Source organism: Alteromonas sp. 5NW40-0090 (assembly GCF_057552975.1).
Genome location: NZ_BAAJLT010000002.1, coordinates 223,681 through 247,306, shown reverse-complemented (window position 1 = coordinate 247,306; position 23,626 = coordinate 223,681). Strand labels below are relative to the sequence as shown.

At 45.8% G+C, this 23,626-nt stretch carries 18 protein-coding genes; 9 read left to right on the top strand and 9 right to left on the bottom strand.

Translation table 11 applies throughout. From position 1 onward, the window contains the following. Nucleotides 1–177: 177 nt before the first annotated feature. Complete coding sequence (locus AC27KT_RS03195) at nt 178–1,599, top strand: sensor domain-containing diguanylate cyclase (RefSeq protein ID WP_487127310.1); 1,422 nt, start codon at nt 178–180, stop codon at nt 1,597–1,599. Between the two features lie 17 nt (nt 1,600–1,616). On the opposite strand, the gene AC27KT_RS03190 is transcribed toward AC27KT_RS03195, so the two are convergent. From AC27KT_RS03190 to AC27KT_RS03180, 3 genes are read right to left on the bottom strand one after another with little or no spacing between them, the layout of a single operon-like run. After that, on the bottom strand, nt 1,617–2,501 hold the full coding sequence (locus AC27KT_RS03190; protein ID WP_487127308.1) for a DMT family transporter: 885 nt from the start codon (nt 2,499–2,501) through the stop codon (nt 1,617–1,619). Between the two features lie 33 nt (nt 2,502–2,534). Then, nucleotides 2,535–3,083: a methylated-DNA--[protein]-cysteine S-methyltransferase gene (locus AC27KT_RS03185; RefSeq protein WP_487127306.1), complete on the bottom strand. Its 549-nt coding sequence runs from the start codon at nt 3,081–3,083 to the stop codon at nt 2,535–2,537. 2 nt (nt 3,084–3,085) lie between these two features. Continuing rightward, on the bottom strand, nt 3,086–4,540 hold the full coding sequence (locus tag AC27KT_RS03180; RefSeq protein WP_487127304.1) for a DNA-3-methyladenine glycosylase 2 family protein: 1,455 nt from the start codon (nt 4,538–4,540) through the stop codon (nt 3,086–3,088). A 299-nt stretch (nt 4,541–4,839) separates the two neighbouring features. Here AC27KT_RS03180 and AC27KT_RS03175 point away from each other — a divergent pair, with 299 nt between their 5' ends. Next, nucleotides 4,840–5,988, top strand: coding sequence for a serine hydrolase domain-containing protein (locus tag AC27KT_RS03175; protein ID WP_487127302.1), 1,149 nt, complete (start codon nt 4,840–4,842; stop codon nt 5,986–5,988). A gap of 60 nt (nt 5,989–6,048) precedes the next feature. Here AC27KT_RS03175 and speA read toward each other — a convergent pair whose 3' ends face one another. From speA to AC27KT_RS03150, 5 genes are all read right to left on the bottom strand, one after another. Continuing rightward, nucleotides 6,049–7,959 (bottom strand): biosynthetic arginine decarboxylase, encoded by a 1,911-nt coding sequence (gene speA, locus AC27KT_RS03170; protein WP_487127300.1) that lies wholly within the window; start codon nt 7,957–7,959, stop codon nt 6,049–6,051. A 158-nt stretch (nt 7,960–8,117) separates the two neighbouring features. Continuing rightward, a complete protein-coding gene (locus AC27KT_RS03165; RefSeq protein WP_487127298.1) occupies nt 8,118–8,540 on the bottom strand; it encodes an arginine decarboxylase in 423 nt (140 codons plus the stop codon). A 185-nt stretch (nt 8,541–8,725) separates the two neighbouring features. Then, nucleotides 8,726–10,114 carry an NAD(P)(+) transhydrogenase (Re/Si-specific) subunit beta gene (locus tag AC27KT_RS03160; protein WP_487127296.1) on the bottom strand — a complete coding sequence of 463 codons (1,389 nt, stop codon included), beginning with the start codon at nt 10,112–10,114 and terminating at the stop codon, nt 8,726–8,728. An 11-nt stretch (nt 10,115–10,125) separates the two neighbouring features. Beyond that, the gene (locus AC27KT_RS03155; protein WP_014951245.1) at nt 10,126–10,407 is read right to left on the bottom strand and encodes an NAD(P) transhydrogenase subunit alpha part 2; all 282 of its coding nucleotides are present in this window, start codon (nt 10,405–10,407) and stop codon (nt 10,126–10,128) included. A 2-nt stretch (nt 10,408–10,409) separates the two neighbouring features. Beyond that, a complete protein-coding gene (locus AC27KT_RS03150; RefSeq protein WP_487127294.1) occupies nt 10,410–11,567 on the bottom strand; it encodes an NAD(P) transhydrogenase subunit alpha in 1,158 nt (385 codons plus the stop codon). 541 nt (nt 11,568–12,108) lie between these two features. Here AC27KT_RS03150 and AC27KT_RS03145 point away from each other — a divergent pair. The 5 genes from AC27KT_RS03145 (at nt 12,109) to AC27KT_RS03125 (ending at nt 18,470) form a co-directional block, all read left to right on the top strand. Beyond that, nucleotides 12,109–15,015: a TonB-dependent receptor gene (locus tag AC27KT_RS03145; protein WP_487127292.1), complete on the top strand. Its 2,907-nt coding sequence runs from the start codon at nt 12,109–12,111 to the stop codon at nt 15,013–15,015. 84 nt (nt 15,016–15,099) lie between these two features. Beyond that, complete coding sequence (locus AC27KT_RS03140; RefSeq protein WP_487127290.1) at nt 15,100–16,668, top strand: tryptophan halogenase family protein; 1,569 nt, start codon at nt 15,100–15,102, stop codon at nt 16,666–16,668. A 26-nt stretch (nt 16,669–16,694) separates the two neighbouring features. Then, on the top strand, nt 16,695–17,438 hold the full coding sequence (locus tag AC27KT_RS03135) for a SapC family protein (protein ID WP_487127288.1): 744 nt from the start codon (nt 16,695–16,697) through the stop codon (nt 17,436–17,438). Beyond that, a complete protein-coding gene (locus tag AC27KT_RS03130; RefSeq protein ID WP_487127286.1) occupies nt 17,417–18,118 on the top strand; it encodes a DUF6445 family protein in 702 nt (233 codons plus the stop codon). Before AC27KT_RS03135 ends, AC27KT_RS03130 begins: the two co-directional genes overlap by 22 nt. Before the next feature lie 169 nt (nt 18,119–18,287). Further along, complete coding sequence (locus tag AC27KT_RS03125; protein WP_039221919.1) at nt 18,288–18,470, top strand: DUF6435 family protein; 183 nt, start codon at nt 18,288–18,290, stop codon at nt 18,468–18,470. A gap of 29 nt (nt 18,471–18,499) precedes the next feature. On the opposite strand, the gene AC27KT_RS03120 is transcribed toward AC27KT_RS03125, so the two are convergent. Then, complete coding sequence (locus AC27KT_RS03120; RefSeq protein ID WP_487127284.1) at nt 18,500–21,664, bottom strand: TonB-dependent receptor; 3,165 nt, start codon at nt 21,662–21,664, stop codon at nt 18,500–18,502. Nucleotides 21,665–21,873: 209 nt separating this feature from the next. On the opposite strand from AC27KT_RS03120, the gene AC27KT_RS03115 reads away from it, so the two are divergent. Then, nucleotides 21,874–22,464 carry a sigma-70 family RNA polymerase sigma factor gene (locus tag AC27KT_RS03115; RefSeq protein ID WP_487127282.1) on the top strand — a complete coding sequence of 197 codons (591 nt, stop codon included), beginning with the start codon at nt 21,874–21,876 and terminating at the stop codon, nt 22,462–22,464. Continuing rightward, the gene (locus tag AC27KT_RS03110; protein WP_487127280.1) at nt 22,457–23,563 is read left to right on the top strand and encodes a FecR family protein; all 1,107 of its coding nucleotides are present in this window, start codon (nt 22,457–22,459) and stop codon (nt 23,561–23,563) included. The genes AC27KT_RS03115 and AC27KT_RS03110 overlap by 8 nt, the downstream gene beginning before the upstream one ends. Nucleotides 23,564–23,626: the final 63 nt, after the last annotated feature.

The window sequence follows — 23,626 nt, the reverse complement described above, 5'->3', positions numbered from 1 at the left end:
CCCAACAATATGTCAGCGATTGATTCACTCCGAGGTCTGACCGGACGGCTTCACATTGCGCTTTTGCTCTTCGTTATTTAGTCTAAGTTAAAAGAAACCGCCTAGTAGTTCATTATTGCAACAGGTATACTCAACGCTTAGGTTAGGTTCAGTCAGGCAAGGGAGCATGCGCAGTCTGTGAACACATTTCGTACACTACATAGAAGTATTCTGGTGTTATTTGCGGTAGTGGTTATCGCTATTGTGACACTGGTTCATTTCAGTATTTCAAAAATCGTTGCCGAACAAAGTCGTGCACAGCAGCAGTCATTGTCGCCTGCAATATCGCTTATCGTCGAGCAACTTCTGAAGCCTCTACATATTTCTGAAGCATTAGGGCATTCCACTGAGTTGGTAGACTTGATGGATGGAGAAACAATTGATCAAGATGCTGTTTTTAAGACATTGGATCGCCTTGAAAATGAGTTTGGTTTATCTTTCTTTATCGCCAGCGAGGCAGACAGAAAACAATATAATTCTGACGGTAGTATTATCAACCTTATCGAAGGTGAAGTAAGCTGGTACTTCAAATATCGCGATTATCCCGCTGATGCCGTTGCCGATATTGGTAAATGGGAAGACACACACTTTTATATTGATATTAAAATTCACGACGAAAATGACCGCTTTTTAGGTTTTTTCGGTGTAGGAAAAAGCCTGCGCAGCTTTATCGAAGTGTTCGATACCTACAAACAAGAATACGGCTATGATTTCTTATTCGTAGATGGTGAAGGCGATATTATGTTGTCTTCAGATCCAAGTCTTATCGCCTCTTACTCAGAATTCACCAACTTGTCCGAGTTGCCTTGGTACGCGAGTTTGCCAATGACAATCCAAAGCGAGCAAGCGCTGAATAACAAGCTGGTCACTATTGACCAAAAAGACTTTCTGATTGCGGAAGTTAAGCTGAATCAATTTGGTTGGACTGTGTTTCTTTTAAGTCCGCTTGAAGACCGCCAAGCAGAAATTTCTCAAGCGTTTATTTTTAGCGTGGTAACGCTGCTGGTTGTTGTCTTCTCGCTGTTCTTACTTATCTACAATCTATTGTACTATTTCAGAAAAGATATGCAGCCAGACTTGGTGGTACGTCACAGCAACCGACTTCCTGAAAAAGATAACTTGCAGCTTATTTATAAAACGCTGTTAGCCGAGCACAAATCACTCAGCGTAATGTTGGTAAGCGTTGACGAATTTTCAGATATTGTAGATGTCCACGGCCGTAATGCGGGTGACGACATTCTTGATAAAGTCGTCTCTTACTTAGCAGAACATATGCGCGAGCAGGATATATTGGGTAGATGGAGTAGCGCAGAGTTTATTATCTTGTTGCCACATACGGGCCCCCATGTAGCCTTTGATATGGCGCAAAACCTTCGACATGGCATTGCTACGCTTTCACCATTGCAAGAGTTACCGGAAATAGTGATTACCGCCTCTATTGGTATTTCATATACTGCGTCAACTCGCGCTATGCACGAAGTAACAGCACATGCTGAAGACGCACTTTATCAAGCCAAGCGCGACGGCAGCAATTTAGTAAGAATGCAGCTGATTGACTAGCCCTAGTTCAAGCTAATCTAAGCGGGTTTGACTTTGAGGCGTTTTCGTTTGAGAACGCCTGTTGTTAGCGCTACACCAAACAAAATCATCAAGCCGCCTACTATGGTTTGCACTGACAAATGCTCCTGCAAGAAAAGTACGCCCCAAATAATGCCAAATAGCGGTACTAAGTAAGCAACAGTTATGGCTTTTGCCGGGCCCACATCGGCAATCAACTTGAAATAAAGTATATAAGCTATTCCGGTCCCCCCAACAGCGAGTGCCACTGCGTTAACCCACGCATTCACGCTTGGCATAGTGGCGGGCAGAGTTGCAAGGGCGAATGGTGCCAGCATTACGCTTGCCATGGCCTGACTACCTGTAGCGACAACCAGAGGTTTAACCCCTTGTAGCCATTTTTTCATCATACATGCCGCTATCCCGTAGCCTGTAGTGGCTAGTAGCGCAGTCAAAATGGGAAGAAAACTAATATCGCCCTCGCCGAGCTTTTGCTGACTAATAACGGTTACGCCTACAAAGCCTACAAAAAGCCCCGCTACTGCTGACTTTGTTAGTTTGTCACCTAACCACAGCCAAGCGACAATGGCGCCAAACATGGGAGCCGTGGCATTTAAAATGGCATTCACCCCTGCCTCTAAATGTAGGCTGCTGTAATTAAACAGGACGAAAGGCACTGCCGTATTTGCCATGCCCACTAACGCTATAGCCAACCAGTGTCGCTTTATATCTTTTATCGACCCTCGTATTAACAGCAATGGTAGCAATACCGCTGTAGCAAGCACAGTACGAATGGCTACTAATACATAAATGCCAAATTCTGGTGCGGCAACACGCATGAAAATAAATGAACCGCCCCAGATACCGGCTAACACCAGCAGCGAGATAATGTCTCTTATTGCCATTCTTTTATCACCATTTTCTTATCACCCATTCTTTTATAACCCCAGCACCCCCTGGGCTCCTTCTAAATTAAGTAAATACTGCTTACGGGGTAAACCACCTGCGTAGCCCGTTAGGGTTTTATTACTTCCGATTATACGATGGCAAGGTACAACGATAGCAATAGGGTTACGACCATTTGCCATACCTACGGCGCGGACAGCTTTTGGGTTGCCAATGGCTTTTGCGATATCTAAATAGCTAGCGGTTTCGCCATATTTAACGTGCTGCAAGGCATCCCACACCTGACTCTGAAACGCCGTACCTTTAGGGCAAAGCGGTAGGTCAAACTCGCGTAACGTACCGTCAAAGTATGCCTGTAACTGACTGCACGCTGCTTCGGTGATGGCGTTTTTTTGCGAATGAAAGCCGTTACTTAGCACGCTTTCTTGCGCTGCAGTTTCTCTGCCTATGCCACCCTGCTTCGAGTTGGCCGTATTATCTGATTCAGCGGCACTCACAAACTCGATAGCCGTTATGCCTTCATCAGTGGCTTCAACTTTAACAAGCCCCTGTATGCTGTTCACGAAATCTGTATATTTCATACCTACGACTCTCTTTGCTGATTGCTTAACTGCCACAATTGAAGGGTTAAATAACTGCGCCAAGGTGCCGCTTTTTCGGGCGCTATGGGGAACTGCTGCGCCATTTTACGAACGATTAAATCACCGCCAAGGTAGACGTCAGGATTTCTCTCCCCCCGCATTTTTAAATAGTCGAGCGTCCACGGCCCCACGCCTTTAATGGCGAGTATGTCTTCATGGCTTGGCATGTTACCGTTTATGAATAAACGAGCAAAATGACGTACGGCCTCTTTTCTCGCCTGTGGCATACGTAAGAATTCAAGACTGTTTTCGGCCACACTTTCAGGCGAGGGAAAGCTGTAGCGTTCACTCGTTATAGATTCAAGACCGTTTAACGGGAGTGCATCAGATACCGTTTCGCCCAGCTGATGTACCAGTAAAGTCACCTGGCCAATAGCCGCTTTTACACTAACTTGCTGGCCTACAATAGCCCGGCAACCGCTTTCAAATACACTCCATGCACTGGAAAGGCGCAGCCCAAGCGTTAACTTGCTCGGCGGTAACCCTGACTGCAATAGGCTTTGTTCAATTAAAAGAGGGTCAGCGTGAAGATCTAGTACCTGCTTTATGTTTTCAATTATCGTATGAAGACGACCTAAATCAGGCATGTCTATGAGAAGTTTGAACCCGTGGCGCGCCTCGTCGTGAGTGGCTTTAAAAAAGCCTAGACTCTCATTGCAAGAAAAGTATCGTTCATAGCTCTCGTCCGTTACTCGTTCCATGCCTTTAATAGCGCGAGTTGCCAAGAAATCTCGTACATAGGACCAATTGTACGGCGGCCGGTATGAAAGAAATAAAGAGATAGCCTTTTGTTGAACCGGCTCCTTTTTTCTAAGCTGGGTAGGAGACGTAGCGCAATATTGCTCTATGGCCCGCTGCAGTTGTCTCAGTGATTGATAGCCTGCCGTAATTGCGATATCTGTCATAGATAAATGAGTTTGTTGAATAAGCTGCTTTGCAAACAAAGTGCGCTGCATATTTTGAAACTGCTTAGGCGGTATGCCCACAGCATTGACGACCAACTTATTTAGGTAACGCTCACTAATACCCAACCGCATAGCAATATCCGCAACGCGCTCAATGGGAATAACAGATAGCAGCGACAACGCTCGGTTAATCGTTGCGCCCACACCTTTCCACGCCGCCGAACGAGGTGCACTGTCAGGCCTGCAGCGAAAACATGGACGAAAACCTTGCGCCATGGCCTGTGTGGCGTGTTGAAAGTAAGTCACATTCTCTTCTTTTGGAAGTCGCGCTGGACAGATTGGCCTACAAAAAATACCCGTTGTCTTTACCGCCACAAAAAATCGTCCGTCAAAGCGCGGATCTCTGCTAAGTCTTGCTTTTGAAAGCACTGACTCAGTAGTTGTCGAGTTTTCTGACCCCCCCATGTCTGAGACAAAAAGATTGTCTGGCATTAGAATGCGCTTCCCACCTGTCGTTTATCACCTTTATCTAGTGTATCGTGCATTGGCCCCGTTGGTGCGACAAAATCAGAACTCAATAATTACAAACCTTACTAGTAGAACTTTTCTTCCCTTCTTGCATATTCTTACAACGGTTCGCTTACCGCTAGAATAAATCTAATCATTGAAGAGATAGTGAGCATAATTAGCGACATTTGATCATTGGAGCAGCTAAACGCATAATAATGCGATAATAATAATGAGCGCCTGATGGATGTATCAGAAAACCACAGGCTTAACGAGCTGACTGTATGCTGAACTCTTTGCGCACCATCAAGCTGCGCCTGTCTAAAATTTGGCTGATAGCGATGCTAATGGTCATTACACAAAACGCTTTTGCGGATTGGCTTGATGACTATGCTAGTTACGTTCAAAAGGAAGCCTCAAAATACAACGTGCCTGGTTATGCGTTTGTGTTTTATGAACAGGGCAAAGCGCCAAGGGTTTACGTATATGGAAGTACCCGCAAACGCGGCGGAGAGAAAGTTACAGAGAACACTGTATTCAGGCTAGCTTCTGTTTCAAAAACCTTTACTGCGTTGTTGTCAGCTAAACTTGTAGAAAAAAACCAGCTTAGCTGGGAAACGCCGATAGCCACCTTACTACCCGACATTCCTTTTAAAGGCAAAGGAATGAATGCGCTGCAACTCCAACATATCGTGGGCCAATCTAGTGGCTTTATGCCCAACGCTTACGACAACCTTATTGAGGCTGACTACTCGCTGGAGCGCGTGCTTAAATCCTTGGGCGAGCTTGAACCACTGTGTGCACCGGGCGAGTGCTACACCTATCAAAATGCACTCTTTGGTGCGCTAGAATACTACTTCAGCAACAATAATACCTCATACTCACGACAGCTTCAGGCCAACCTATTCTCACCACTGGGTATGAAAACAGCCAGTGTTGGAAAAGGCGGATTGCTTGCATCAGAATCATGGGCTCAACCTCATATTGCTATCGCCAGAAATAAATGGCGCGAGGGAAAGGTAGAAAGCAACTACTACCGGTTCTCTCCAGCTGCTGGCGTTAACGCTAGCATTTCAGATATGACGATTTATCTGCAAGCGCTGCTAGGCGAGTTCCCAACGGTCATATCCGATGAAATGGTGGACTATGTCACTACAGAGCGCGTGAAAACGAAGCGTGAAACCTACCGCAGAGGTTGGCGCGGCATGATTGACGATGCTCACTATGGTTTGGGTTGGCGTATTTACGACTTAAATGGATTACAGCTTAACTATCATGGGGGTTGGGTAAAAGGCTATCGCGCTGACGTGGCGTTTTTGCCTGAACACAAAGTTGGCTATGTGATGCTGATGAACGCAGAGTCGAACATGATTAATTCGACAACCGCTGAGCTTTGGAGGCGCTATTTGAAAAAAGCCGACGCAGCTAATTAATAGCTACATCGGCCATACGACCTATTTAAAAACAACAGGCCTTTCGATTTATGCTGTGGATTACTGCTTTAAGTAAGTATAACCCGCTAAACAGTTTTCATAAAAGTCAGTCCAGCGTACCCCTTCGCGAGGATTCAATTTACCGTCCCACACTTGCTTGTCTATCATGCGTTTTACATCTGATGCCATTGCGCGTGGGTTATACTGCATAACGTTAAGTACATCTTCTACTGACGAGCCTTTTACTACTTCTTCAATGTAAAAGTCTTCCGGGTCGTCGTCATAGCTGTAAATATGCACTTCATTTAAGCGACCAAACAAGTTGTGCATGTCGCCCATAACGTCTTGATAAGCGCCCGTTAAGAACAAACCAATGTAGTACGGCTCATCTTTCTTAAGTGGGTGCATTGGCAGCACGTCAGTAATTTCACGGCCAATAGTGAACTGATCAATTTTACCGTCGCTATCACAGGTAATATCCACCAGCGAGCAATTGACCGTTGGCTCTTCATTCATACGAATAAGAGGGACTACCGGCAGCAGCTGGTCGATAGCCCATGTATCAGCAGCCGACTGGAACACAGAGAAGTTACACAGATACTGAGACGACAAACTGTAATCCAGCTCTTGAAGCTCTTCTGGCACATATTCTTCGTTTCGATACCACTGCTGTAAGCGGCCCATGATATCCCAATAAAGCGTTTCTATTTTACCTAGTTCTTCAAGTGACAACACGCGAAGCTTAAACGCATCGAGCGCCTGCTCTTTATACTGAGACGCGTCGTTGTAAATTTCATGCATATTCGTTTGTTCATCAAACGTGTCTGCAAGTTCACGCATGTTTTTTAAAAAGAAGTGCTCGCCTTCTTTCGCAGATGTATCCATTTGCGATGCATTCGACTTAATTTCGCCCACAATTTCTGTAATAACGCAGCTGTGATGCGCAGTGATTGCACGTCCACTTTCACTAACCAGATGCGGATGCGGTACGCCTTCAAGGTCGCACATTTCCTTCATGCCATAGACAACGTCAGCCACATACTCCTGCATGCTGTAGTTGCGCGACGATTCATTAGTTGAATTACTGCCGTCGTAATCGATACCAAGGCCACCGCCTACATCAACATAATCTAGCTCGAAGCCCATTTTGTGAAGGTCTGCGTAAATACGCGCGCCTTCGGTTACCGCTTCTTTAACCGCACGAATGTCTGTTAATTGGCTACCAATATGGAAATGCAGCAGCTTTAAGCAGTGCGCCATGCCTTGCTCTTCAAGGTAGCGGGCTGCGTTAATGATCTCAGTAATGGTTAAACCGAATTTCGCACGTTCACCACCAGAGCTTTCCCACTTACCACGACCTTTCACAGTCATTTTTGAGCGCACACCAATAATAGGATCGATATCCAGTTCCTTCGCTATTTTTACTAGAAGAAGAAGCTCGGTGTATTTTTCAACTACTACCACAACGCGGCGACCCAGCTTTCTTCCTAACAGCGCAAGACGCATAACTTCGTCGTCTTTATAACCATTTAGGATAGTCAGAGACTCTTCGTTGGTATTCATGGCAAGCACAGTCAGAAGCTCGGCTTTTGACCCCGCTTCTAAGCCATAGTTAAATGGCTTGCCCGCATCGACAATTTCCTCAACGACTTCGCGCATTTGGTTTACTTTTACCGGATACACACCTTGATACTGGCCTTGGTATTCGGCTTCTTCGATGGAGCTTCTAAATGCTTTGTTCAAGCCTGCAACTTGCGAGCGCAGAATATCATGGAAGCGCACAACAACAGGAAACTGTACACCTTCTTTGCGGATATCTTCAATTACCGAATTAAAGTCGATTCGAATGCTAGGATCTTCAGGAACAGGGGTAATATGGACGTTGCCGTTTTCACCAATTTGAAAATAGCCACCACCCCATTGAGACACGCCATAGACGCGCTCCGCTTCTTCGATGCTCCAATCTGACAATTTATTCACCTATTTGTAAGTGGGCTAGGCCAATACCTAGCATAGAAAGTGCGAAAATAAGCAGCGTATTATAGTCAACGTAAGACTGAACGCGATAGTTGTTGCGATATAAAATATCTATTGTCGCGACGAATTTTGTTTATCGAACGTGGGCTTTTCTAGCCTATCCAAGTTCGAACATAATCTATAACAACGTTATCTGCTTTTTCTTCACAATGAGTTATAAACTCTGAGATGCTTTGAGTACGTTCAAGGTCAAATCCCAGTTTAATTGATGGCGCGCTAAAAAACTTCTCTGCTATGTGATCAGCATCTGTTGCTTCATCTTCCAACCATGTCTCGCTGAGCTGACTTCGCCTATCTAACTTAATGGGCGCTTTTATTTGATTGAAGGTATCAGAATTGGGGATTTGCCAACTACGCATGTCTACAAATAAGTGAAAGGGTCTGCCTTTACGGGTTTTCAAGCAGTCAGAAAGCTTAGCAAGATACTGAATGTTCGTGGACATATCCCACTTACCGCGAAGCGTAACCAAAATACAATTTCTAAACGGCTCAATATGAAAAGGGGTCGTAGACATTTACTCGTACATCTCTATGCAACTATATGAATAGCTAACTCAACATCTATAGCACTCACATACTAGAGCTGATAAGCATCAAGTACAACTAGAGTCGAGTACTTTGTAATTAAGTTTAATACCCAACAAAAAGGCCTGTGTTTGAACAGGCCTTTATAGAAGATGTATCAAAGAGATACGCTGTATTAGTCGTCTCCGAACTCACGGATAATGCTATTGATGGTGTCTTTAGCGTCACCCAGAACCATGCGCGTGTTGTCTTTGAAAAACAGCGGGTTGTCTACACCAGCAAAACCGGCATTCGCAGAACGCTTAAGAACAAAGACCGTTTTCGCTCGATGAGCTTCGATAACTGGCATTCCATAAATAGGACTACCTTTCATCTCTTTGGCTGCTGGATTAACTACATCGTTTGCACCGATAACAATAACCACGTCATAGTTTTCCATGCGAGGGTTAACGTCATCCATCTCGTATAGTTGATCATAAGGCACGTCAGCTTCTGCCAATAGCACGTTCATGTGGCCCGGCATACGCCCAGCTACGGCGTGAATAGCGTAGTCAACCGTACAGCCATTTTCCTCTAGCAAGGACTGAAGTTCACGTACCGCGTGCTGCGCTTGCGCAACCGCCATACCATAACCAGGCACCACCAGTACGGCTTGCGCTGCTTCTAATACATAAAATGCATCTTGCGCTGACAGTACTTTAATCTCGCCTTCTATTTTTTCGCCGGCCTCAACTGGCTTGGCAAAGCCAGACAACAACACATTCATCAATGAACGGTTCATGGCCTTACACATAATATTGGTAAGAATTAAGCCAGAAGCGCCTACTAGTAAACCGGTAACAATCAATATCGTGTTACCTGTAGCGAGACCTGCCGCCGACGCTGCCACACCTGAGTAGCTATTTAAAAGCGCAATAACCACCGGCATATCTGCACCACCAATTGAAATGGTAGCCCACAAGCCGAAGCTTAGTGACAACGCAATGGCACAGTAAATCCAAAGTGGGTTGCTTGGGTCGGTAGTAAAGAAATAACCAATCACTACCATGCCAATTAGATGCAAGATACTTAGCTCGCGAAGCCCTGTGAAAATAACGGCTTTAGAGCTCATTTTTCCTGACAACTTACCCCAGGCTACCACCGAGCCAGAGAAAGTAATGCCCCCGACTAAAATTGTGAAAAACAGGGTAATAGAAGTAAACGCACTTTCGGTTTTAAGGGTAATTAGACTCATTCCGGCTAATGTTGCCCAACCCAGAAGCAATGACGCTGCGCCACCAAAGCCATTAAATAACGACACCATTTCTGGCATTGCCGTCATTTCAACGGTTTTGGCTTTCCACGCACCAAAGGCGCCACCAATAACAAAACCTAGTAGGATGTAATGATAGCTAATAATCTGCTGATCAAGCAGGGTGACGACGACAGCAACCAGCATACCAATGGCAGAAATAAAATTGCCTTTTTTCGCGGTATCTGGATGGCTAAGTAACTTAAGTCCTAGTATAAATAGTGCCGCAGCTACTACGTACGCAAGGTTTATTACGGTTACGATATCACTCACTTGCGTACTCCTTATTTATCTTTTTTCTTGAACATGCCAAGCATGCGATCAGTCACGAGATAACCACCCACCACGTTAATGCTGGCCAGCGCCACCGCTGCGGTACCAAGAATGGTCGTTAGCAAGTTGTTGTCGCTACCCGAGGCTACCAACGCTCCAACTAACGTAATACCCGAAATCGCGTTAGAGCCTGACATTAAGGGTGTATGTAAGGTTGCTGGGACTTTTCGAATTAACTCAAAACCCAAAAAAGCAGCCAATAGCACGATGAAAAGTAGGTAAATGATTTCCATGATTAGGCTCCTTTGTATGCGTTGTTAAGCATGTCGTTGGTGATGTTACCGTCGTGAGTAATAACACAGCCGGCCAGAATGTCGTCTTCTAAATTCAGCCCAAAGGTTTTGGTTTCATTGTCAAAGAACTCATCCACAAGGTTGTAGATGTTATTGGCGTACATGTCGGTGGCGGCTTTAGCCACATACTGGCTCCAGTTACCGTTACCAATTACCTTTACACCGTTAACTTCAACGGTTTCGCCAGCAACTGAACCTTCAACATTACCACCTGATGTTGCAGCCATATCTACAACCACACTGCCCGGCTTCATGAGTGCTAATGTATCTTTTGAGATGAGCACTGGTGGTTTGCGACCAAATAACTGCGCTGTCGTAATAACAATGTCAGAGTCGGCAATCGCGTCGCGTTGCGCTTCTTGCTGCTTCGCTTTTTGTTCATCGGTGAGTTCTTTGGCGTAACCGTCTTTCGTTTGGCCTGTTTCCCCAATGTCGATTTTTAGGAATTTGCCACCTAGCGATTCTACTTGCTCAGCCACCACAGGGCGGGTGTCATAAGCAAGTACGTTTGCGCCTAAGCGTTTCGCGGTTGCTATGGCTTGAAGACCCGCTACGCCCGCGCCAATAATAAATACCTTTGCTGGTTTTATTGTTCCTGACGGTGTCATCATCATAGGTAATATTGATGGCAACTGATTCGCCGCCTGCATCACCATTACGTAACCCGCAAGACTCGCTTGCGAGCTCAATGCGTCCATTTTTTGTGCACGAGAAGAACGAGGGATCATCTCTACAGAAATAGCGGTTAGCCCCTTTTCTGCAATAGACTCAACAAGCGATTGCTGAAAGAAAGGGTCGAGATGGCCTACCACAATGGCCCCTTTTTTCATCAACGCTAGCTGTGCATCGGTGGGTTTGTTCACTGCCACCAGCATATCTGCTGTTGATAATGCATCATTCACATCATCGATGACAGTTACGCCTACATCTTTATATTCTTTATCTGAATACCCTGAGTGTACGCCCGCACCCGCTTCTAGCAGTAAGGTCGCCCCTTTTTTCACCAGACGCTGTGCACTGCTAGGTGTAGCCGCACATCGCTTCTCCACATTATTTTGCGGATCTGGCGCTTTTGACTCATTTAATATTATGATTTTCACACGCTTCTCCTCACATTCCGGCTATCCGAGAATGACACCCTTTAAACAGTACTAAGCCATTTTATTCACTTATGCCTAGCATTCTCTAGCTAAATCAAAAACAGAACAGGCAATTTCTGTATTTATTTTGCTTCGAATAGCACCCCTTATTTTGCTTGTTTTTCAAGCGAAACTGCGGCAAAGCTACGCTATATGGGCATACATCACTAGTATCATTTGCTTACGAGTCATAACTAATATTTATATAGAAATGGCATACAGGCGATAAATGAAGTAGATAAAGGGGCATTTATTTTGTGAATACATTAATAATTGTGCATTTTTTAAACACACGTAAAGGTGAAATACTCTAATCGATGACGAAGAAATCACACCTTTTAGACAAAGTGACTCGGATAATTTAAAAAATTGTTAAATAAATTTGGGGGATTTTACAAACCGTGTCGTCTTGATGAATTAACAGCGAAATGCTGTGAGAGAAAGCCAAGTGGGGTGCACACCATAAGGCGCATTAAAATCAACGATTAGGACACACACCATCATGTATAGGAAAACTAAGCTTGCATGCTCAGTGGCAGCAGTTTTAGCGTCGGCTATTTCTGCGAATAGTGCATTTGCCCAAGACGCGCAACCCAATAAAGACGTAGAAGTGATTGAGGTAAGTGGTATCCGCTCATCGGTTGCAAAATCGATGGATGTTAAACGCAGCTCTGCTGGCGTAGTCGACGCCATTAGCGCAGAAGACATCGGTGATTTTCCCGATACCAACTTAGCTGAATCACTACAGCGTATTACCGGCGTATCTATCGACCGTTCAGGCGGTGAAGGTCAGCTCATTACCGTACGTGGTTTTGGACCACAGTTTAACACCGTATTGGTGAACGGTCGTCAAATGGCGTCTGAAAACGATTCGCGTGCGTTCAGTTTCGACACGATTGCTTCTGAGTTAGTAAGCAGCCTTGATGTGCACAAAACGTCAACGGCCACAATGCAGTCTGGTGGTGTAGGCTCTACCATTAATATTAATACCGCACGCCCGTTTGCATTAAACGGTTTTAAAATGGCGGGCTCGGTAAAAGGTGTGTATGACGAAAATAGCGAAGAAACTACGCCGCAATTTTCTGGCCTTATTAGTAACACGTTCAACGACGACACCTTCGGTGTATTACTTGCCGTTTCACACCAAGAGCGTGAGACTCGCCTTAATCAGGCTCAGATGGACGGTTGGCTAGAAAACGTTGGTGTGCCAAACCCTGTTACCCAATCAGGCGACGCTTGGACAGGCAATGTATTTTCACCGCGAAACTACGATCACAAAGTCACCTTTGAAGAGCGTACCCGCACTAACGCGAACCTTGTATTCCAATATGCACCTAACGACAAACTGGTTGTAACCGCTGACGCACTGTATTCAGATTTTGACGTAGAGTCTGAAGCAACGTCTTACGGCCACTGGTTTACCGCACCTAACATTCAGGGTGTAGGCGATGACGGCAGTCTGTTTGATGAAAACGGCAATCGCCGCAGCCCAACGGTTGATGCAAACGGTACTATTGTCGATTTATACCAAGAGGTAGGTTTGGCGACAGATATGCACGCCAAAACATTCGACCGTTTAACCGATACCTATGCCATAGGTCTTAATTTTGACTATCAGTATTCTGACAACTTGAACTTATCGTTCGATTTAAGCCATTCAGAAGCTGAACGCGAAGCCAATAATGGCGGCGGCGATCAGCTTTCACTTATTGGTTATGCCAACCGCGTACGATTCCAGGTAGACGACAATATTTTACCTGTTGCCAGCATGTTCGCTTCGCCTAATGGCAATATTTACAGCGGACAACAAGAACTCGATGGCGCGATTGTTACTGGTCCTGACGGCTTCCCTATATACAACCCTGCACTGACACCTGATGGTGTGAGCAATCATCTTGATGAAGCTAACAGCCGAGCTCATGTAATGCTGCGTAGAGGCTGGGCGGTAGAAGATGAAGTGATCCAGCTGCGCTTTGACGGCGAATACGTAACAGATGGCAGCGGCCTAACTGAAATTCGCTTTGGCGCACAGTACAGCACCGAAACCAAATCACTTACCCGTTGGGACAATGAAGGTGTCGGTATTCACTGTACTTACTGTGGTTACCCCGACTTACCTGAGATCCCAGCAGGCAGCCAATACGTTTTTGACGCAGGCAGCGATTTTCTTTCTGACGTAAGTGGAAGCGGTCGCATGCCAACCTCTTGGCTTGCCCACGATGGCGAAGCCAACTTTGCGTTTTTAGAATCTTACTATCAAAGCGTAAATGGTGATTCGATTAGTTTTGATGCGGTGCGCCGTAACAACAGCTTTGAAGTTGAGGAAGATATTATCTCTACCTATATGGAATTCGACTTCGAAGGCGAAGTTGCAGACATGTTCTTAAGCGCAACCGCAGGTGTGCGTTATGAAATGACGGATGTGACGGTTAACGGAACGCAAGCGCCAATAACAGGCTTAACGATTCTGGATCAAACCGAAATGCTGGCTGGTTTTGGTGATGCGCAAAGTATTGCCACTGAGTCTGATTACGACGTCCTATTACCTAACTTCAGCGTACGTTTAGAAATTACCGACGATTTAATTGCGCGCTTTGCGGCGAGCTCTACCATTACTCGCCCTACGCTCAACAGCATGTCGCCGGTAACCGTAATTACGACTACCCGCCAAGGTGGTGATTTAACGTCTACCAGTGGTAACCCTGCGCTAGAGCCATTCAAATCGGATAACTTGGACTTGTCGCTTGAGTATTACTACGACGAAGCAAGTTATGCATCAATTGGTTACTTCAGAAAGCTGGTATCGAACTTTATTGTTAATAGCCAAGAAGACAAAACCTTCGAGCTTGCTGACGGCAGCCTGCTAACAGACCCGTCTACAGGCGCCAACGCTAGCGCGCCAGATGCGGGTGACGACGTTGCTGTGTTTACCAATACTCTGCCAAATAACGGTGAAGACGCAACGGTAGACGGCTTCGAGCTTGCGCTTCAGCACACCTTCGATAACGGCTTTGGGGTGCTTGCCAACGGAACTATCGTTGACAGTGACGCCGAACTCGATCCATTCGATATTAATCAGGTATTTGCACTAACCGGGTTAAGTGATTCTTACAACTTGGTGGCATTTTATGAAACTGACGATTATCAAATTCGTCTTGCCTATAACTGGCGTGATGAGTTTGTTCAGTCGTTAACACAAGGGCAGGGTGACGGCCCAACCATTGTTGAGTCTTATCAACAGCTTGACATTAGCGGTAGCTACAGCGTGACAGACAATGTAGAAATCTTCTTTGAAGGTATTAACCTTACAGAAGAGTTTGTACATAAACGCGGTCGCTTCTCTAATCACTTGCTGTTGGTTGAAGACAGCGGCAGACGTTGGGCCTTCGGTGTGCGCGGAAACTTTTAGTTTCGCGTAATTGGGGCCGACATTTGTTGGTCCCACATTCGTGGCTACCTTTTGGTAGCCACAGTTTTTATTCAGGAAATCAGTATGACAACAGCAACTCCCATAACGCACATTGTAGTAGTTGGTGGCGGTAGCGCAGGGTGGCTAACGGCTGGTCGTATTGCAGCGCAACATCAATGCGCTACCCGCAAAGACATTAAAGTAACCTTAGTTGAAAGCCCCAATGTGCCTATTATTGGCGTGGGTGAGGGCACCTGGCCAACCATGCGCTCAACACTAATTGCATTGGGTATTAGCGAAACCACTTTCATCAAAGAATGCGACGCCACATTCAAGCAAGGAGCAAAGTTTGCCAAGTGGACCACCGGTGAAGAGCACGATTTTTACTACCACCCTCTCATGCTGCCCCAAGGGTTTTCGCAAACAAATTTAGGTCCTTACTGGCAGGCTGTAGCACCAGAATTAAACGAGTCTTTTTCCCATGCAGTATGTGTTCAGGAAGCGATATGCGAAGCAGGTTGTGCACCTAAAAGCATACGCCACGCAGAGTTTGCAGGCACCGCAAACTATGCTTATCACCTTGATGCAGGAAAATTTACCGCCTTTTTAACCAAACACTGCACTGAAAAACTAGGTGTACACCATGTGCTGGCCGACGTTAACCGCGTCGAAAGCAGCAATAACGGCGATATCAAAGCCCTTCATACCGAGCAAGGGGTAACAGTAGAAGGCGACCTCTTTGTTGACTGTACCGGCTTCAAATCTATGCTTCTAGGCGAACACTACAAGGTGCCGTTTATTCCCTGTGACGATGTACTTTTTATCGACCGAGCATTAGCAGTACACGTGCCTTATGACACCCCGCAAAGTCCTATTGCATCCCACACTATCTCCACCGCACAAGACGCCGGTTGGATTTGGGATATCGGTTTGCAGTCACGCCGAGGTGTAGGCCACGTCTATTCAAGTAGGCATCAAAGTAAAGATGACGCCTATGCTCGCTTAGACACATACGTTCGCCAAACCAGCACGTTAAACGGCATAGATGGGATAAACGTAAAAGACATTACTATTCAAAGCGGACACAGGCAGCGCTTTTGGCAAAATAACTGCGTGGCTGTTGGCTTAGCGGCGGGATTTTTAGAGCCGTTAGAAGCCTCAGCGCTTGTACTGGTGGAGCTGTCTGCCTCAATGATTGCAGAACAATTGCCTGCAAACCGAGCCGTCATGGGTATTGTTGCGAAGCGTTTCAACGATACTTTCTGCTATCGTTGGCAGCGAATTATTGACTTCTTAAAGCTGCACTACATGCTGAGTAAGCGAGAAGACAGTGCGTTTTGGCGAGACAACCGCGATAGCCACACTATTCCTGACTCATTAAAAGAATTACTCGCACTGTGGCAATACCACCCGCCTAGTGACAAAGACTTTACCAGCAACAATGAGGTATTCCCTGCGGCAAGCTATCAGTATGTGTTGTACGGTATGGGGTTCACCTCAGATTTAGGCGCACATCAGCAATGGGTGAACGCCGACTTTGCTAAGCAACAATTGATGCAGAACAGAAAAGCTCGCGGCATGGCGGTGGAGAAACTGCCTAAACATCGAGAACTTATAAATAAAATTCACCAATTCGGCCTGCAGGCCGTTTAACGTAAATCAATAAGCAGGGCCTACGTATGACTCACATGGTTGCCATTAATAATAAACAACATGCAGATTTGAAAGTAACCGATGATGCATTATCACTCAGTGCCAATCAGCACCTTGTACCTGTGGTGGTCTCTGAACTCAACAAGCTTGTGGTACATTACCCCGTGGTGATCACCAAGTTTGACGATTCTGGACAATTTGGCTTATCTGCCTTGCTAGGTTTTGAAGAAAAAGAAAACCTATTTTGGCAACAAGGTGAATGGGAGGCGGTGTATATTCCCGCACAGTTTGAACGCCTGCCTTTTTATGTAGGAACGGAAGCGCAAAGCGCTGATGGCAGTAACCGCGTGCTGTGCATTGATATGGATAACGCTTCAGTAAGCGAAGAAAAAGGTACACCGCTTTTTGATAACACGGGTGAGCCCAGCAACTACCTGTTAGAAAAGCAGCAGATCCTTGCTCAGCTTCTTGACGGTGAAACGCAAAATCAACGTTTTATTGCCGCGCTGCAACAGCATAACCTTATCACACCATTCACCCTAGATATTACCTTTGAAAATGAAAGCAAAACGTCTATAACAGGGTTATATACCATTGATGAAGATAAGCTAGCGGCGCTTAGCGCTGACGCGATTGCTGATTTGCATGCCCAACAGATTCTGCAAAGCATTTACACGCTCATAGCGTCAAACGCACAAATCTATGCCCTTATCGACAAAAAGAACAAGGCGAATAAAAACGCAGACGCATGGTTTCAAACTACAAATTGATTAAGGTTGGTGAGCAAGCCACACCGATTGTTGTTATCGATGATTTCACACCAGACCCGCAGAGTCTGGTAGAAACGATTGCGCAACACCATTCATTTACAAAACAAGATGGCGATTTTTATCCCGGGGTAAGGAGTCACGCGCCCCGAGATTATGTCGCACACCTGCATACCTCGCTTCCGCTGCTGTTTAGCCAACTTGCTTCGCATAATGGGCTACAAGATTTTGGCGTGGACAAGCCGCTTCAAATACCCCTAGTGCAACTTTCCATAGCCAATCAAGCGCCGAAAAGTTTATCGCCCATTCAATGTATTCCGCACATCGATACGCAAAAGGATAATGAATGGGCATTGGTGCACTATCTGTTTAGCGCGCCTTTGGGCGGTACTGCATTCTATCGACATATTGAAACGGAGTTAGAGCGGGTTAATGCAGCGCAATACGAAGGCTATTTTAAAACCTTAAAACGTCAGGCCACCAGCGTAGGGCTACCACCTAAAGCGTACATAAATGGTGATACTGCCATGTTCACCCAAATTTCCCGCGTTGAGCCTAAATTTAATCGCGCCGTGTTATATCCTGCCAACTTGCTTCACAGCGGCTGTTTACCTAACAATATTTCGGATTCTGTTAATGTGAAAGAAGGCAGGCTAACCGCAAACGCCAGTATCGTTTTTTGACTCACTTTTAACTGGGCATGACGTATCATCTATAGAGTAGTCTACGCGTGTAGCATCACAATTTGTGAGCCTTGTGCAAAGTATTCATGAAGGTTTATTCATACAAAAAGGTGATCGAAACTTTATTTTCAAACGTTTCCTCGCTAAATCACCGTATTGGATATTTATTATGTTTGGACTTTTCAAAAGCAACCCAACCAAAAAAATGCGAAAGCAGTATGACGCCCTTCTTGAGAAAGCCATGCATGCGCAAAGAAACGGCGATATAAAAACGTATTCCTTGCTCACAGCGCAATCTGAACAGCTATGGAAAGAAATAGAGGCGTTGGAACAAGGTACGCCAAAATCATAGAGCGCTATGAACCAGGATAAATAAAGCGGTTAGTAGGTGATGTTAACGCCCACTGCATAGCGAGCTCCTGCATCTTGCACGAGCAAAAGATGATTGCTGAATCGGCCGCGCTTATGCACGGTTTCGTTCGTAATATTGATACCTTCCAAAAATACGGAAACTTTTGGGCTGAACTGGTATGAAACACTCATGTCCCATTGCTGGTAAGGGCTCACAAAGGTGGGTTCAGTACTTTGGGGTTGGTTCAGTGACTGTAAAAAGCCTTCTCGCTGGTTCCAAGCCAACCGCCATTGCAGCGCATTTTTTTCATAGAAAAGCACCATGTTTTTTGCACCCGACAGCCCCGTAAGTGCGAACGTTGAACGGATATTGGCGGTGTCTAATTCAGCGTTGCTGTCTACAAAGCTCGCATTGGCCTGAACTCCCCAGCCTGACTCGCCAAAAAAATGCTGCACCGCTATCTCGACCCCTTCAACCGTTGCTGACTCGCCATTGCTGGGAGATATTACGGAAAATTCCGCTAACGCATCAGCATCGTCGGCTGCGTTTGGATCCGTGCCGGTGCTAGGATCGCTCACGTTATTAAAGGTTTGCGTACTGCTCTCGTTAACGATGAAATTATCTACCGTTTTTCTAAAGTAACCTGCAGATAAGTAGCTATTTTCCTGGTAGTAATGCTCAATGGCCAAATCAATGTTTTTTGCCTCGAAAGGCAATAGCTGTGCGTTTCCTATACGCGCTCTCAGATCCCCACCTTGTCGCGTGGTGGTATAGGTTACACCTGGCGCCATCTGTTCTAAGGTTGGACGGGTGATACTGTGATTGTAAGCAGCCCGAAATACCCAGCTATCTAACCAGCTGGCTTTAAGGCTTACGCTAGGTAGAACGTTGGTGTAGTTTGACGATTCATCAATGCTTACCGAGGCGCCAAACTCTTGCCCCAGCTCGGTTTGGTCTAAAATGACTAACGCCGATAACTGTTCGTCGACACCACTTACTTTTACGTCAGTATACTCAGCGCGTAGCCCTAAATGCACATCGATAAACCAAGGCGCGAAATCCTTTTCGATAGCGGCTTGAGCATACGCCGCATACACCGTTTCTTTAACCGCGAAAGAACTCCCCCGGGTTTCAGCGGCTAAACTGATATCTCCGGCGTTTTCTAAGTAACGAAATAGAGTATCACCGTCGTGACGCAACCACTGATGAGGTATGTTCTCATGCCCACTAATCGATCCGAGAAAATCGTCGCCTGCGTCAAATATGGTTTGAAAGCTGTCGGGAATATCTGGTGCATCAAAATAGCCGCAAAAACTGCAGTGTCTTGCGTCTGCTTCGTTGTCTCTTCTTTCGTTGGCTTTTTCTCGCTGAGTTAATGCTCCGCCAACGTCAATTTTGCTAAACCAGTTATCATCGCCAAGTACGCTTACATTGATTTTTGCTTGCCCTATATCGTCGTCAACACTCCATCCTCTGCGCAGCATAACGTGGGAACGACCGTTGGCTGGATCTAAGTAATGGGACACCCCCACCGGCTCCCCCAAGGCATTTACCTGACGGGGGTTAGCTTGTTCAAAGCCCGATATTGCGGGCAATATATTCGACTGACGATGATCGAATGAAGAGCGATTTAGATAACCGATAAGCGAGAGAGAATTCCCCTCTCCATTGTTGTCATCGACATTAGCCATTGAGTAAGACAGATCAGCATCAACAATTACGCTATCGCTTGCGATGTAGTTCGCTGCAAAACCGAAGCTTCTCAAAGTCGATGAACGGTTAAAAGTGCGAGCGTGAAAATCGGTGGCGTGCCCACTGTTTTGTGAGAAAGATACCGCTGTGCCATTTTTATCAACCGTAACATCTTCAAGATTACTTGAAGTGAACCAATGCCCCATTGAGGTTGCCGAGGTCTCTACATCGAATGTCGATCCCAAATAGTCTGCAGTAAGCTCTAGCTTGTTATTGGGTCGATACTGTAAAACGAGCGCAGACCCCGTACGGGTTCTATCGTCAAAACGCACTCTTTGATCGTAATTTCTGGGCACATATAGCGTAGAAGCGTCATCAGAAAGCTCACTTTCAGGTACATTAGTATTTACTAACCAGCCATCAATTTGCGCTTCATCTAACCGCGCTTGGCGTTTGTGTTGGGTAAAAGAGGCTAGAATGCCAAACGAATTATCTAAATAGGTGTTGCTGAACATGGCAGACGTTGAAGGCGCGTACTGTTGCGAGTTGGTATCGTACTGCATTTTGACGCTGCCAGCCGCCCGCATCCCCTTGAAGGACAAAGGTTTAGCGGTGTGAACATCAATTGTAGCGCCGATGCCACCCGACTGCATAGTCGCCTGGCTTTGTTTGTGCACGGTTACACTGCTGACAATCTCAGAGGCCAGTGTATCAAAGCTGAATTCGCGCCCGAGCTTATCGGTTGCCATGGGCCTACCGTTTAATAACACCCGATTAAATTCCGGACCGAACCCCCTTACCGTAACAAGTTGCCCTTCCCCTTCTGCGCGGTCGATAGATACGCCAGACACACGCTGCAGCGCTTCTGCGAGGTTTTGATCGGGAAACTTGCCCATATCCACCGACTGAATAGTATCAATGATGACGTTCGCGTTGCGTTTAATCCCCACCGATTGGGCAACACGCGCTCGCAAGCCCCTCACCTCAATATATTCAATATCGTAACTACCTTGCTCGTCAGGTACGGTTACCAAGCTATCGTCTTGTGCGGTAATGGCGTTAAAAAGACGACCTAGCAAGTGATTGTTTTCATCGCCATCGCTAGCAGGCACTATTTTTATGCGTGTGTTATCAACAATGTGAGCACTTAGACCCGTACTAGCTAAAAGCTTTTCAATTGCCTCCTGCGGCGTATAGTTACCACTTACTTCGTTGGCAAAGACATGTCTGACTTTATTGAAGGGAAAGACTACGGTCAGCTCGGCTTGATTGGCAAACGCGATGATCGCCTCATCTGCGCTTTGTGCAGGAATAGTGAAATTTATCACTGGAAGCGGTGACTTATTTTGAGCAATTATTTCGGCTTGTTGGTGAGGAAGCACTGATTGAGCAATAGCAGTGTGGCTTGCGCCGAACGACACCATACACAGCGCTACCGTTAAAGCTTTAGGCTTAAAAGGCAGCTTGGGTTGTGTGTCGAATGGGTTATTTGCCACAGGCATATTTGTATTTACGCTATTGTTATTATTAATTTATGAAGGGGAAATGCCTACGCGTCACCCACCTCTTTATTGTTGGTGTTGTTTTAAACTAGCGCCGCATTATATACAACCCATTAACAAATTTAATTTTTGAGCGATAATGTTGAAAATACTGGGGGAAAATAGCGTGGCTGTCGTCTTAGTAAGTAACAACGATAAAAAATAACAATATGCCCATAGAAACAGCCATACATAATGCCTATATGTCGGCGCGCGGCTCGATGGCCAAAATGCTATCGCGCCTTGTGCCGCCTAAAGAAGTCGACGACATACTACAGGATACGTACGTCCGCTTGTGTCAGGCTAAATCTACTGAGCATATTAAAGAGCCTAAGTCGTTTTTGTTTAAGACCGCAAAAAACTTGGCTTACGATCATTTAAAGCGTGCTGATACGCGCATGGTAGACGACAGCGTAGAGGTTGCGGCAGCGCTGGAAAGTGCAATTAGCGGTGTTGAAGATGAAACATTTCACAACAACGCTACCCAGCAAGAATTTAAGTTGTTTTGTGATGCAGTGCGCGCCCTACCAAAACAATGCAGGCGCGCATTTGTGTTGAAGAAAGTGTATGGCTACTCTCTTAAAGAGATTGCCCAGGAATTAGAGATAAGCGAAAAAACCGTGGAAAAGCATATTGCTGAAGGGATAAAAAGATGCACCTTATTTATGCGACGACAAACAACGTCGTATACACGGCCGAACGCTTATCAAAATGGTGGGCAACACAGCTCGGCGGATGTAAAGAGAGAAGCCCATGAATAGTTCGAAAAACGAAACTAAAACCGACAAATCAGACACCCAAAGCAACGTTGTTCAATTTCATAGCGATGATCGTGTGCTTGATGTTGCTAGCGAATGGCTTGTGAAGCTAGACGAGGGGCTTGATAACGATGAAAAACAAGCACTTAAAACGTGGCTTGCAACACCTGTCCATCGAGACACTTTCCTAGAGATGGTAGCGTTATGGGACAAGATGTCGGTACTTAGCGAATTGGCTGATATTGTACCTCATACGCCTGAGCCTAACGCTAAACACAAAACAAACAGCACCATGACTTGGAAGCGCCCGCTGGCCATTGCAGCCTCGTTTTTAATGGTTGGGTTGTTAAGTTATCAGGGGCTAAATTTATTCTCACCGTCTAACCAAACCGAACCTGTTGCACAAATGGCAAGCTACTCGTTACAAGCCTCAACCAAACCGGGCGAGCACAAAAGCATTAGCTTAGAGGACGGCAGTACACTATGGCTTAACACCAACTCTCAAGTGAACATTGCTTTTACTGAAACCTCACGGGTTATTCAGCTTGTCAAAGGTGAGCTTCATATCGAAGTGGCAAAAGACAAATCCCGCCCGCTCAATGTACTTGCAGCAGGTAAAGCTATACAGGCGGTTGGTACTGCATTTAATGTGCAATATCATCGCGGCGATCTTGAACTGGTAGTTACCGAAGGCGTGGTAGAAGTCGCCAGCTATACACTTAACAAAGCGAATGGCGAAAGCATTACTGATCCAATTATTAAACCGCAGGCTCAGCCACTGACGTTAGTTCAAGGTGAAAAGTCGCTTTTATCTTTACCCAACAGCACTATCGAGACAGTGTCAGATGAAGATATCGCGAATGATTTAAGCTGGCGGGAAGGCAAGATTGTATTTCGCGGCGAGCCATTAATTGACGTGATTGAAGAAGTAAGCCGATATACGGATAAAACGGTTGTTTTAGGTGATGCAGCACTTGCCAATATGCAAGTAGCAGGGCTATTCAATACCAACGACGTAGATGCGCTTATTGCCGCCCTTGCCGACAATTTACAGATATCTACAGACTACTCTAGCGACACTATTGTCCTTCGCCCCCGTTAACGGTGTGCTTGGCTCATAGGTTCTTATTTAGCTTTATTGGGCTACAATCTAAATCGAAAGCGC

Coding starts and splice junctions, on each gene's coding strand:
- AC27KT_RS03135 (WP_487127288.1), top strand. CDS start 16,695: ATGACTCACATGGTTGCCATTAATAATAAACAACATGCAGATTTGAAA.
- AC27KT_RS03130 (WP_487127286.1), top strand. CDS start 17,417: ATGGTTTCAAACTACAAATTGATTAAGGTTGGTGAGCAAGCCACACCG.
- AC27KT_RS03175 (WP_487127302.1), top strand. CDS start 4,840: ATGCTGAACTCTTTGCGCACCATCAAGCTGCGCCTGTCTAAAATTTGG.
- AC27KT_RS03155 (WP_014951245.1), bottom strand. CDS start 10,407: ATGGAAATCATTTACCTACTTTTCATCGTGCTATTGGCTGCTTTTTTG.
- AC27KT_RS03115 (WP_487127282.1), top strand. CDS start 21,874: ATGCCCATAGAAACAGCCATACATAATGCCTATATGTCGGCGCGCGGC.
- AC27KT_RS03140 (WP_487127290.1), top strand. CDS start 15,100: ATGACAACAGCAACTCCCATAACGCACATTGTAGTAGTTGGTGGCGGT.
- AC27KT_RS03120 (WP_487127284.1), bottom strand. CDS start 21,664: ATGCCTGTGGCAAATAACCCATTCGACACACAACCCAAGCTGCCTTTT.
- AC27KT_RS03165 (WP_487127298.1), bottom strand. CDS start 8,540: ATGTCTACGACCCCTTTTCATATTGAGCCGTTTAGAAATTGTATTTTG.
- AC27KT_RS03180 (WP_487127304.1), bottom strand. CDS start 4,540: ATGCCAGACAATCTTTTTGTCTCAGACATGGGGGGGTCAGAAAACTCG.
- AC27KT_RS03185 (WP_487127306.1), bottom strand. CDS start 3,083: ATGAAATATACAGATTTCGTGAACAGCATACAGGGGCTTGTTAAAGTT.
- AC27KT_RS03190 (WP_487127308.1), bottom strand. CDS start 2,501: ATGGCAATAAGAGACATTATCTCGCTGCTGGTGTTAGCCGGTATCTGG.
- AC27KT_RS03145 (WP_487127292.1), top strand. CDS start 12,109: ATGTATAGGAAAACTAAGCTTGCATGCTCAGTGGCAGCAGTTTTAGCG.
- AC27KT_RS03110 (WP_487127280.1), top strand. CDS start 22,457: ATGAATAGTTCGAAAAACGAAACTAAAACCGACAAATCAGACACCCAA.
- AC27KT_RS03125 (WP_039221919.1), top strand. CDS start 18,288: ATGTTTGGACTTTTCAAAAGCAACCCAACCAAAAAAATGCGAAAGCAG.